Source organism: Bradyrhizobium sp. 35, from assembly GCF_023073215.1.
Lineage (GTDB): Bacteria > Pseudomonadota > Alphaproteobacteria > Rhizobiales > Xanthobacteraceae > Bradyrhizobium > Bradyrhizobium canariense_D.
On the sequence record NZ_JADPJC010000160.1, the window covers coordinates 318335 to 330774 of the forward strand.

General features: G+C 63.7%; 7 protein-coding genes and 1 pseudogene. 7 read left to right on the forward strand and 1 reads right to left on the reverse strand.

All coding sequences use genetic code 11. The features are described from left to right. The first annotated feature begins 311 nt into the window (after positions 1–311). The 3 genes and pseudogenes from IVB36_RS37355 (at position 312) to IVB36_RS37365 (ending at position 6831) form a co-directional block, all read left to right on the forward strand. A complete protein-coding gene (locus tag IVB36_RS37355; protein ID WP_018454301.1) occupies positions 312–2702 on the forward strand; it encodes an EAL domain-containing protein in 2391 nt (796 codons plus the stop codon). Positions 2703–2802: 100 nt separating this feature from the next. After that, positions 2803–4095: an MFS transporter gene (locus IVB36_RS37360; protein ID WP_018454302.1), complete on the forward strand. Its 1293-nt coding sequence runs from the start codon at positions 2803–2805 to the stop codon at positions 4093–4095. A 151-nt stretch (positions 4096–4246) separates the two neighbouring features. Next, positions 4247–6831: pseudogene (locus IVB36_RS37365) on the forward strand (EAL domain-containing protein). Between the two features lie 65 nt (positions 6832–6896). Here IVB36_RS37365 and IVB36_RS37370 read toward each other — a convergent pair. Further along, on the reverse strand, positions 6897–7181 hold the full coding sequence (locus tag IVB36_RS37370; protein WP_143273233.1) for a hypothetical protein: 285 nt from the start codon (positions 7179–7181) through the stop codon (positions 6897–6899). Positions 7182–7598: 417 nt separating this feature from the next. Between IVB36_RS37370 and IVB36_RS37375 the strand changes: the two genes are divergently transcribed. From IVB36_RS37375 to IVB36_RS37390, 4 genes are read left to right on the forward strand one after another with little or no spacing between them, the layout of a single operon-like run. Beyond that, the gene (locus IVB36_RS37375) at positions 7599–7790 is read left to right on the forward strand and encodes a hypothetical protein (RefSeq protein WP_018454304.1); all 192 of its coding nucleotides are present in this window, start codon (positions 7599–7601) and stop codon (positions 7788–7790) included. Between the two features lie 24 nt (positions 7791–7814). After that, complete coding sequence (locus IVB36_RS37380) at positions 7815–8780, forward strand: class I mannose-6-phosphate isomerase (protein WP_018454305.1); 966 nt, start codon at positions 7815–7817, stop codon at positions 8778–8780. Continuing rightward, a complete protein-coding gene (locus IVB36_RS37385) occupies positions 8768–11044 on the forward strand; it encodes a glycosyltransferase family 4 protein (RefSeq protein ID WP_018454306.1) in 2277 nt (758 codons plus the stop codon). The genes IVB36_RS37380 and IVB36_RS37385 overlap by 13 nt, the downstream gene beginning before the upstream one ends. A 44-nt stretch (positions 11045–11088) precedes the next feature. Further along, complete coding sequence (locus IVB36_RS37390; protein ID WP_026232711.1) at positions 11089–12393, forward strand: glycoside hydrolase family 130 protein; 1305 nt, start codon at positions 11089–11091, stop codon at positions 12391–12393. Positions 12394–12440 lie beyond the last annotated feature (47 nt).

The following is a 12440-nucleotide window of genomic DNA, read 5'->3' on the forward strand; positions in this document are numbered from 1 at the left end:
AAGTCTTGCTGGGTGCGGTGAGTAGCTTCGTGAAAGCTATCGCCACGGGATGAATCGGCGATGTATCGACGGCTCCGTACTACTCCGGGGAAAACCGGCAACTTGCTTCGACAGAGCCCGCATCATCCTGCACTTCATTAACTAAACCGGGTAATGCGGAAAAGCCGGGTTCCGAAATTGTGCAGTTCTTAACCGCGGTCCTGTTCCGATAGTGGCTCCGGCGGCTCAACCAGAGGTTCGGTTGAGCGGGACAGGGGACGGCGGTTTTTGGAATGGGCGGTCGGGATCAGAACGATCAGGATCGGGGGCGTATGACCGGATGGTGGCGTGCCGCGCCGCTGCTCGGGCTCTATCGCCCTGCGCTCGTCGCAGTCGGCGTCGGTCTTCTGTTCTCGGTCGTGGCTGCAGCCGCCGTGGCGCGATGGGAAGGCCGCGTCAACAAGATCGAGTTCGAGAACGCGGCCGAGACCGAAGTGATCGTCATGCAGAACGGCATGAGCGAGTACATCTCCAGGCTCGTCGCGCTGCGCACGCTGTTCGAATCGACCAATCAGGAGATCACCCGCAGCGAATTCGAGACCTTCAGCGCCCGCCTGTTCGAGCGCCATCCCGGCATGCTGCGCATCTCCTGGGTGCCGCGGGTGAACCGCAAGGAGCGCGCCGAATACGAGGCCGCGGCGATCACGGACGGCGTGTCCGGCTATCGCATCAAGTCGCTCCAGGGCGATGCGTTCGCGACCGCGCCGCAGAGCGACGAATATTTTCCGGTGTTCTACTCGACCCAGCCGAAGACGTCTCCAGTCTACGGAATGGACTACGCGACCGTTCCGGAGCGCCGCGCGGTCCTCGAGCGCGCGCGCGACACCGACCGGATAGGGGCCATTCGCACCCGCCTCTACGAGCCGAAGGAGGGCGGCCGGTTGCCCGACGTCCTCGTCGCCATTCCCGTCTACGCCAAGGGAACGTCGCGCGACGCGGTCGTGGACCGGCGCCGCAATCTCGCCGGCTTCGTCGTCGGCGTCTTCGACCTGCCGCTGCTGATCCAGTCCATTCGCGTGACCACCGGGGCAAGCCCCGCGGTCAGCGTCAACGTCTATCCGCCGTTCGCGGGTCAGATCGTCGGCCTGGAGCAAATGCTGCCGGATTACTCGTCGGCCGCGACGGCGCCGCAGACGATGCGGGACGTCGCGCTAGCCCTGCACTGGTCGGGCAATCTCAAGATCGGCGACACCGATTGGCAGGTGCGGGCGGTTCCGGCTGCCGGCGGTCCGCTGGAGACGACTTACGATCGCGCGGGTGCGGTGCTGATCGTCGGCATGCTGCTGACGCTGTCGCTTTCGACCTATCTCATGCTCGCAACCCGCAATTCGCAGCGGCTGTCACTGGCGAACCGGCGGGTGCTCGAACTCGCCCAGACCGACATCCTGACCGGATTGCCGAACCGCGCTTTCTTCCTGGCCCGGCTCGACGAGCTCAAGGGCCGTTTGAAGGACGCCGGTCCGACCTTCTCGATCCTGATGCTCGACCTCGACCGCTTCAAGAACGTCAACGACTCGCTCGGTCACGGTGCCGGCGATGCGCTGCTGCGTCAGGTCGCACAGCGGCTGAAATCCGCTTTGCGCACCAGCGACGTGCTGGCCCGGCTCGGCGGCGACGAATTCGCCATCATCCAGGAAGCTTGCGAGGATCAGCGCGTCTGCTCGACCGAACTGGCGGGGCGGATCGCCAAGCTCGTGGCCGAGCCGTTCCTTCTTCCCGGACACCGCGTCGAGATCGGTACCAGCATCGGCATTGCGATCGCGCCCGATCATGGCAGCGATCAGGAGCAGCTGCTGAAGAAGGCGGACCTGGCGCTCTACCGCTCGAAATCGTCGGGCCGCAACTGCTTCACCATCTACGACAAGGCGATGTCGGCCGAGCTCGAGGCGCGCAGCACGCTGGAAGGCGATCTGCGCGACGCCATCGCGCGGTGCCAGCTCGAGGTGCACTACCAGCCGTTCGTCGACGCCCTCAGCGGCACGCGGCGCGGCTTCGAGGCGTTGGTGCGCTGGCGGCATCCGACGCGCGGCTTGATTGCGCCGGACCAGTTCATCCCGCTTGCGGAGGAGACCGGGCTGATCGTGCCGCTCGGCGAGTTTGTGCTGCGGCGCGCCTGCGCGGACGCGGCCGGCTGGCCGTCCGATCTTGCGGTCGCCGTCAACCTGTCGCCGATCCAGTTCAAGGAGGCCGAGCTGTTCGAGATGATCAGCGCGGCGCTCGCCGATTCCGGATTGCCGCCGCAGCGGCTGGAGATCGAGATCACGGAATCCGTGCTGCTGGAGCGTGGCGTCGAGAACCACGCCTTCATGGAGCGGCTGAAGAGCATCGGCATCGCGCTCGCACTCGACGATTTCGGCACCGGCTATTCGTCGCTCAGCTATCTGACCGCTTTCCCGTTCGACAAGATCAAGATCGACAAATCGTTCATCCGGAACCTCACGCATCAGCCGCGCAGCTCCGCCATCATCTCCTCGATCGTGACGTTGGCGCGCGGGCTGGACATGTCGGTCACCGCCGAGGGCGTCGAGACCCGCGAGGAGTACGAGCGGCTGAAGGCGCTCGGCGTCAATTTCGCGCAAGGCTATCTGTTCGGCCGCCCGCAGCCGATCGAACGGATCCTGTTCGACGCGCCCGCCAAATCGTCGCAACGCGACGCGGCCTGAGGGCGGCCGCCCAAGGATCGCTCAATGAGGCATGCGCGAAAAGCGCTTGACCCGGGCAGTCCTGGATGGTCGGAAGGACCGTCCAGGGATGAAACACACAATGCGGCTTCCGTTCTTCTACGGCTGGGTCGTGGTCGCGGTGACCTTCGTCACCATGGCCATCGGCGTCAACGCGCGCACCGCCTTCTCGCTGTTCTTCCCTCCCATCATCTCCGAATTCGGCTGGGAGCGCGGCGTCACCGCGGGCGCCTTCTCCTTCGGCTTCGTGGTGTCGGGCATGGTCAGCCCGCTGATCGGCCGGCTGATGGACCGCGCCGGCCCGCGCGCGGTGATGGAGCTCGGCGTCGTTCTGATGGGCGGCGGATTGCTGCTCGCGCCGCTCACGAGCCAGCCATGGCATCTCTATGTCACCATCGGCGTCATGGTCGGCGCCGGTTCGGTGTGTCTCGGCTATTCCGGGCAGTCGTTGTTCCTGCCGAACTGGTTTATCCGCACGCGCGGCCTCGCCATCGGCATCGCCTTCGCCGGGGTCGGCATCGGCTCGGTCACGCTGCTGCCATGGGTGCAACACATGATCGAAGGGACCGGCTGGCGCACCGCCTGCACGGCGATGGGCCTGATGATCCTGATCGTGCTGGCGCCGATCAATCTGTTCCTGCATCGACGTCCCGAGGATATCGGCCTTCGGCCTGACGGCGATGCGGCCCCGGCCGCAGGCGCCGCAAAACCCGCCTCCAACGTCGTCGATCCCGTCTGGGCCGGGACCGAATGGACACTCCGGAAAGCGGTCGCCACGACACGGTTCTGGTGGATCGCGCTCGGCTATTTCTGCGGCCTCTACATCTGGTACGCGGTGCAGGTGCACCAGACCAAATTCCTGCTCGACATCGGCTTCAGCCCGGGTGTCGCGGTGTGGGCACTCGGCATCGTCAGCCTGCTCGGCATTCCCGGCCAGATCCTGCTCGGCCATGTCTCCGACCGGATCGGGCGGGAATGGGTGTGGGCGATCAGCTGCGCGGGTTTTGCGATCTCTTTCGCGGCGCTGATGGCCCTGAAATTCCAGCCGTCATTGTGGCTGGTCTACCTCATGGTGTTCACGCAAGGCGCGCTCGGTTACGGCCTGACCTCGATCATGGGCGCAGTGGTGTTCGAGATTTTTCAGGGCAAGCACCAGGGCAGCATTTTCGGCACGATCATGCTGGCGGCATTGGCCGGCGGCGCTGCCGGTCCCTGGGTCACCGGCTTGCTTTACGATCGGGTCGGCGACTACACGCTGGCCTTTGGCGTCGCCATCATCGTGAGCGGATTGTCGGCGCTCTCGATCTGGCAAGCTGCGCCCCGCAAGGTGCGCGCCGTTGCCGGCAAGCTTCAGGTGGAAACCGGCGCCGAATAGGTTCCGTGCGCGCCCAATTACCTTCGTTTCTTTCGCGGAATGTTAATCATGTCGCGTCTTGGCGCGGTGCGAGGGGACTGCAAAAAGGACTTGGACACCATGGTGGCGCTAGCGTCGGTTGCATATTTTCCCGATGCCTCCGGGTCTAGCGATGTCCGCCTCCGATTGTGCCATGACAGAAACTCCGGAAGTGCTGTTGGCCGCGCTCGAACGCGCCGACGAGGGCATCGTCATCGTCGACAGCGCGCATCGCATCACGCATTTCAATGCCGGTGCGGAGCGGATTTGGAAACTCGCACGCGCTGATGTGCTCGGTCACGACGCCGAAATTCTCACCCTCAAATGCCTTCAGGCCGATCCGGTTGCAGAATTCCGTGACGAGATCAGCCTCGTGCGAAACGACGGCAGCCGCATCCGGGCGGCCATCTCGCTTTCATCCATTGCAAGTGAAGGCATCACCTATCGCATCGTGTTCGCGCGCGACGTCACCGCGAATGCCGAACGCCGCGCCAGGATCGGGCTTCTCCACGCCGTCTCCGACCAGACCAACCGCGCGGTGCTCATCACCGACACCGACCAGAGCATCGTCTACGTCAATGCCGCCTTCACGACGCTGTTCGGCTACACCAGCGAGGAAGCCGAGGGCCGCCGTGCCAGGGGCCTGCTCGCCGGCCGCCACACCGATCGCAAGGCCGTTGCGAAGCTCGTCAAGCGCCTGATGGAGGGTGGCCACCGCGGCGAGGTCGAGATGCTCGCCTATGACAAGGACGGCGAGGAGATCTGGGTCTGCGCCCGCATCGATGCCTTCCGCGACAGGAGGGCCAGGTCAAGCACATCTTCGCGCTGCTCGAGGATATCACCGAGACCAAGCAGCTGCGCTCGCTGCAGCAGCTCATCATGGGCGCGCTCGCCGACGAGGTTCCGATCGGCGAGATTGCCGACCGGCTGTGCCGCCGTGTCGAGCAGATCGCGCCCGACGTCGTCTGTTCGCTGCTTCATATCGATGCCGCGGGCCTGATCCATCCGCTCGGCGGCCCAAGTCTGCCCGAGGACTATTCCCGCGCACTGGACGGCGTTGCCATCGGCCCCAATGTCGGCTCGTGCGGAACCGCGGCCTTCTACGGCGAGCCGGTGCTGGCGACGGATCTGGAGACCGATCCGCGCTGGCGGCCGTATAAGGCGATGCCGCTCGCGATTGGCCTGCGCGCATGCTGGTCGACGCCGGTCAAGGCCAAGGACGGACGGGTCATCGCCACGTTCGCCTTCTACTACCGGGAGCCGCGCGCGCCGAGCAATTGGCATCGGCGCATCGTCGAGGCCTGCGTCAATCTCGGCGCTTTCGCGATCGAGCGCAAGGAAGCGCGCGCCGAGATCGCGCGGCTCGCCTATCACGATATCCTCACGGGCCTGCCGAACCGCGCGCAATTGCGGCGCCTGATCACCACCGCCATCGATGCCTGCCCGACCGGCAGCCACGTCGCGCTGGCCTTCCTCGACGTCGATCATTTCAAGGACGTCAACGACACACTCGGTCATGCCGCCGGCGACGAGCTCCTGATCCAGCTCGCGCAGCGCCTGCGCGAGCAGATCGGGCCCGAGGACATGCTGGGGCGACTCGGCGGCGACGAGTTCGTGATCCTGCTGCCGCAGCGCAACGCCGAGGGTGCCGAGCGCGTCGCGGCCGGAATCACCGAAGCGCTGGCCGCGCCGCTGCGGCTCGGCTCCAGGCAACTGCAGATGTCGGCGAGCATCGGCGTCAGCCTCTATCCCGATCACGCCACCGACATCGACACCCTGATGCAGCAGGCGGACGCGGCCATGTACATGGCCAAGCAGGCCGGCCGCTCGACCCATCGCCTGTTCAGCGCCGAGATGAACGGGCTCACCGAGCAGCGGCTGGCCTTGATTGCGGCGCTGCGCCGCGCCATCGCCGAGGGCACGCTGACCCTCCGCTATCAGCCGCAGATCCGCAGCTGCGACGGCGCGATCCATGGCGTCGAGGCGCTGGCGCGCTGGCACGATGCCGAGCTTGGCGACGTCTCGCCGGCAAAATTCATCCCACTCGCCGAAGAGTGCGGCCTGATCGAGCAGATCGGCCTGTGGTCCGTGCGCGAGGCCTGCCGGCAGATGGCGAGCTGGCGCCGCGCTGGGCTGAACATTCCATCCGTGTCGGTGAACCTGTCGCCGATCAATTTCCGCAACGTCACGCTGGCCGCGCGGCTCAAGGATATCCTCGCCGAATACGATCTGGCGGCGGATGCGCTGATGCTCGAGATCACCGAGGGCGCGTTCATGCAGGACAGCGTCGCCGCGCTCGAGACGATGAACGCGATCCGGGAGCTCGGCGTCGGGCTTTCCGTGGACGATTTCGGCACCGGCTATTCCAGCCTCAGCCGGCTCGCCCATCTGCCGATCCGCGAGCTCAAGATCGACCGCAGCTTCATGCGCGACATCGAGCGTGACGCTGGCGCGCTCGCGATCGCCACCGCTGTGGTGCGCGTCGGGCAGGGCCTCGGCATGACTGTCGTCGGGGAAGGAGTTGAGACCGAGGCGCAGCGCAAGGTGCTGGCCGAGCTCGGCTGCGACGTCGTGCAAGGCTTCCTCTACGCGCCCGCGCTCGCGCCCCTAGCGTTCGAGCGCTGGCTGATCGAGCACTGCGCCGAGCAGGCGCGGGCGATGCTCGCTCGTCTCGACATTGCACCGGCCGGCGCGACCGCGGTGAAGCGGTCGGCGTAGGGCGTCTACTCTCGGAGCCGCCACGGCAGCAACGACCGGCTAGTCATCGAAATCAACGAAACGCGTTACTTCGATCGTGTCTGGTTTGATTTTGCTCGGCATTGACGCGGCAATGCATAGTGAACGGTCAGCAGGCTTTCGTTCCTGTCATCGAAAATCAAATGATCGGTCAAGGCCATTTCCGCGCGCATCGCGTTGCAGCAGAAGATCATCCATCGATTGAACGTGGGCAGCTGGCTCATGGAGCGGTAAAGCTCGCCACACTCGATGGTCAGGTTCGGCCGGCCTTGCGCGTTCGCCAATTCGAGCCGGGATCGAATCTCTTGCCGGAAACGATCCGTTGAAACCATGCGACATCCGATTGCCGAAAACCCTTCTGAGAGGGGGATCAGCCGCCCAATAATGAAATCGAGCGAGGAACCCCGTCAACTCAGACGCCAGGCCGCGTGACCATAGAGCAATGCCAACACAAAGATACAGCTAATAAAGCCGATCGGATTGATGCGCTCGTCTCGCTATTGGGTGACGGCGTTCCTATATGCTCGAGATCACCGCCCGCCCTTGGCAGTTATCGGTGACTGAGAGCATTTCGCTCCCGCCTCAACCACGCAGGCGGTCGCATGTCCGATATCCCAAAATACAAATCTCCTGGACCGATTGGTATCTCGGGTGCCGGTGCGGGTCGCTGCGTCGGCCTGCATGCAGCGGAATCCATTTTCAATTGATCTGCGGCAGCGATCTCGCACGCAGATCGTCAGGAGGTTTACGTGGCAAACACAGCAACGATCCGAAATTCGAACGGACTTCCGGCCACATTCACGGGATCGAAGACCGGGCAGGACGACGCTCCGTTTGTCTTCGTCAAGGTCGGCGATGAAGAGCGCCGCATGCGAAGGGCCGAATGGGATGCGCTTCCGCCCTGGACCGGTCCGCGCCCGGCACGAACAGCCAACGACTGATCGCACAGCCTTGGGGAGGCCCGCTTGACGGTCGAACATGCCATCGTGCGAACCAAGCCGAAGCCCTGGGGCAGTCTCGATCTGCGGCCCTGGAGTGAGACGTCGACGAGCGACGGGCCGATCGGGGAATTGTGGTTCGAGCGCCCCGGTCTTGCTGCGCCCAAGACGACGTTGCTGCTCAAAATGCTCTTCACCACCGAGCCGCTGTCGATTCAAGTTCATCCGGATGATGCGTTCGCGCGTTCGATCGGGCTTGCCAATGGCAAGACCGAAGCCTGGTATATCGTCTCCGCGATCCCCGGCGCCCGGGTCGCGGTGGGATTGAACCATTTGCGCTCCGCCGCGGAGTTGCGAACCGCGATCACTGATGGCTCGATCGCCGATATCGTGGATTGGCAGCCGGTTCATCCAGGCGACGTCATTCTCATTCCTGCTGGAACGATCCACGCGATCGGCGCCGGCATCGTGCTCGTGGAAATCCAGCAGCACAGCGACGCCACGTTCCGGCTGTTCGACTATGGACGAGCGCGCGAACTGCACATCGACCATGCCGTCGCGGTGGCGACGGCAGGCCCACGCCAGATTCAATCGCCGTCCGAACGCCTGAGCGGCGCGCGAACGGTCCTCACGGTCAATTCCTATTTTGCGCTGGAGCAGACGGACCTTGCTCCTGGCTCCGTTTGGATGCTCGACGCACCGAAAGAGACCTGGCTGCTGGCGATAGAAGGCCAGGCCCAACTCGGCTCGACGAGGCTGGCGCCGGGGGACGCGATCTTCCTGGAAGCCGACCATGCGGAAATCGAGGTCGGTGCGAGCGGCTTGAAAGCGCTGCTGGCCTATCCCGGCCCGAAGATAAACCCTGCTGCGCTAACAGAGCGCAGTGCCGCGAGCGCCAGTCTCGCACCGCACGCCTTTCCCGGCACCCTGGTCCCGTCTCCCTTCGAGACCGCCACGCTCAAACAATCGGAGACGCCAAATTGGCTGCCGTAAATCGTATCGCATTCATCGGCAATTCGCTTCCCCGCCGCTGCGGCATCGCGACCTTCACTACTGACTTGCAGAGCGCCGTTGCGGCGTCCCGGAGTGATCTGGAGACGGTCATCGTCGCGATGACCGATCACGGCCAGGTCTACGATTATCCTACCACCGTGGGCCTGGAGATCGACGACGACAGGCAAGATGATTATGTCCGTGCGGCTGCCTATCTGAACAGCGGCGGCTTCGAGGCCGTTTCGCTGCAACACGAATTCGGAATTTTCGGCGGCGAAGCCGGAGGCCAGATCATGGCGCTTCTGTCGCGCCTGACCATACCGATCGTGACAACCCTGCATACGGTCTTGTCCGAGCCGACAGAGGCTCAGCGCGACGTCATCACGCGCATCGTCGAGTGCTCGTCCAAGATCGTCGTGATGGCCGAAAAAGGTCGGGAATTGTTGCGCTCCGTCTATCACATGGCTGACGAGAAGATCGAGATCATCCCGCATGGCATCCCGGAATTTGCGTTCGTCGAACCCGACGCGGCCAAGGCTGCGCTCGGATTCAGCAACAAGTCGGTCATCCTGACCTTCGGATTGCTGTCGCCGAACAAGGGTATCGAAGTCATGATCGATGCGATGCCTTCGATTCTGAAGACCCGACCCGACGCCGTTTACGTCGTCCTCGGTGCGACGCATCCCAACCTCGTGCGCGACCGTGGCGAAGCTTATCGTGAGTCCCTGATGGCGCACGCGCGCCAGGCTGGCGTCGAGGATCACGTCGTGTTCCTCGATCAGTTCGTCGACAAGAAAACGCTGCTCGATTTCATCTCGATGTCTGACGTCTACGTGACGCCGTACCTCAGTGAGGCCCAGATGACCTCGGGCACGCTGGCCTACAGTTTTGGCCTCGGTAAAGCCGTGGTGTCCACCCCGTATTGGCATGCCCGTGAACTATTGGCCGAGGGCCGCGGCATCCTGGTTCCGTTTGGCGACGCGGCAGCGCTCGGCATTGAAATCGCCAAGTTGCTCACCAACGACGTGCTTCGGCAGGCGATGCGCAAGCGCGCCTATTCGAGCAGCCGCGCGATGACATGGGAAAGAACCGCCGAGCGCTATATGTCGGTCTTCGAGAACGCCGGCCGCCGGCATCGGCTCAAGACCATCGCGCGTATGGATACTGGCACGCTGCTGCGCGACAGCCGCGCCCCGCCGGAAATGCAGCTCGGCCATTTCCTGTCGATGTGCGACGACACGGGACTGTTTCAGCATGCCGTTCATAGCGTGCCGGATCGTGCCCACGGCTATTGCGTCGACGACAACGCCCGGGCGCTGCTCGTGGCCTGTGCGCTCAACAATCCGGGTGAAGAGCGGCTGCCGGATGCGCTGACGGCACGATTTGCCGCTTTCGTCCAGCACGCCTGGAATCCGGATACACGACGATTTCGCAATTTCATGGGCTTCAACCGCTGCTGGTTGGAGGACAAGGGGTCGGAGGACAGTCACGGACGTACGCTCTGGGCCTTGGGGGTGTGCGCGTTGACCGACGCCAGCTCGTCGCGGCGCTCATGGGCCGGGGCCTTGTTTTCCGAAGCAATGGCGACAGTGGAAGATTTTCGTTCGCCCCGTGCGTGGGCGTTCGTATTGCTGGGCCTCGATGCTTACTGCTCGGCTGTCCCGGGCGATGTCCAGGCGACCCGCCTGCGTGCCGTGCTTGCCGATCGCTTGATCTTGATCTTCGACACCGTGGCAACCGGCGATTGGGTCTGGTTCGAGGACGGGTTGGCCTATGATAACGCGCGCTTGCCCCAGGCGCTGATCATAACCGGTCTTGCCAGCAAGACATCGCGCTATGTCAATATCGGGCTGGAGTCGTTGCGCTGGCTTGTGAAGCGGCAAACCTCAGCGAAAGGCCAATTCCGCCCGATCGGCACGGCGGGGTTTGGCGATCGACGCCAGCCGTCGCAAGCCTTCGACCAGCAGCCGCTGGAGGCCGCGGCGACCATCGCGGCATGCCTCGCCGCGTGGCGGGCCGATCACGATGTCGAGTGGAAAGCCGAAGCCGCGCGGGTCTTCGCGTGGTTTCTGGGCAGCAACGACCTGTCGGCCTCGCTGGTCGATCTGGAGACCGGAAGCTGCCGGGATGGCCTGCATCCCGATCGTCCCAATGAGAACCGGGGAGGGGAATCCGTGGTGTCTTATTTGCTTGGGCTTTCCGAGATTCGGCAAATTGCCCGCCTGAGCGAAAGCCGGGCCAAGCCTGCTCCTCTCGTCGCTTGACGGAGCAGGATTACGATTTCCTCCTTCAACCCATCGAGGCCGTCTTGTCGCAATCTCCCTTCCTCAAACGTCAAGCCCTTCAGCTGCGGCCTGATCCGACCCGTGTCATCGTTCGGCCTTTCAAGCCGGCAACAGAGCCGCGCGACCTCAATCCGACGGACAAGACCCGCGCCAACCATATCGTCGAACGGGTCCTCGCGCTCGATGCCGAGACGGCTGACCGGCAATTGGCCGACGTTCTGGAGAATTTCCTCGGCCGTCACCGCAACCTGTTGCAGATATTCGAGACACGCGCCGCGGAAATGGAAGAGGCGCTGGCCGACCATGCTGTATTCACGCAGGTGCAGCGCCAACTCGCGGGCGCCTATTTTCTCAACGAATATTCGTTCGAGGCCTCGGCATTGTTCAATCCGAGTATCGTGCCGCATCCCGATCAATCCGGAACGCCGGAAGGCAGCCTTCGCTTCATCCTAAGTCTTCGTGCCGTCGGCGAGGGTCACGTGTCGTCCCTGACATTTCGCTCGGGGCTTATTGCGGCAGACGGGACCGTGACCATCGACCCGACGGCGCGCCTTGCATCCAGCCCCGATCTCGTCAAGCTGACATCGGGCGCCGGCGGCGACGAGATTGATGTTACATTTGCGGCCGGCCAGGATCTGAGCGAGCGGGTGATTTTCCCGGTCACTGAAGCGCAGTCGAACGGGATCGAGGACGCCCGCTTTGTGCATTTCAGCAACGCCGGCGAGACGATCTACTACGCGACCTACACCGCTTATAGCGGACGGGCGATCCGGTCGGAGCTGATCGAGACGTCCGACTTTGTATCGTTCCGGCTATCGACCCTGAAGGGCAGTGCCGCGCGCAACAAGGGCATGGCGTTATTCCCGCGCAAGATCGGGGGCAGATATGCAATGATCGCGCGCCAGGATAACGAGAACCTCTATCTGATCTTTTCCGACGATCTCCAGACGTGGGATGGCGGCCAGCCGATTCTGAAGCCGCGATACCCCTGGGAATTCGTGCAGATCGGCAATTGCGGATCACCCATCGAGCTCGACGTCGGGTGGCTGCTGCTGACGCACGGCGTCGGACCTTTGCGAAAATATTCGATCGGGGCCGCGCTGCTGGACAAGAACGACCCTTCGAAGGTGCTCGGCCGCCTGCGCGAGCCACTATTGCGCCCGGACCCTTCCGAACGCGAAGGATATGTTCCAAACGTCGTCTACACTTGCGGCGCGATGCGCCACCACGACAAGATCATCTTCCCCTACGCGGTCTCCGACAGCTACTGCAATGTCGCGACAATCGAGATCGGATCCTTGATCGCGGCCATGGACAGGAGCGCATAGGAACTGCGCTGACCGTTCTCGACATCCATCCGGTGGATTGGAAAAGC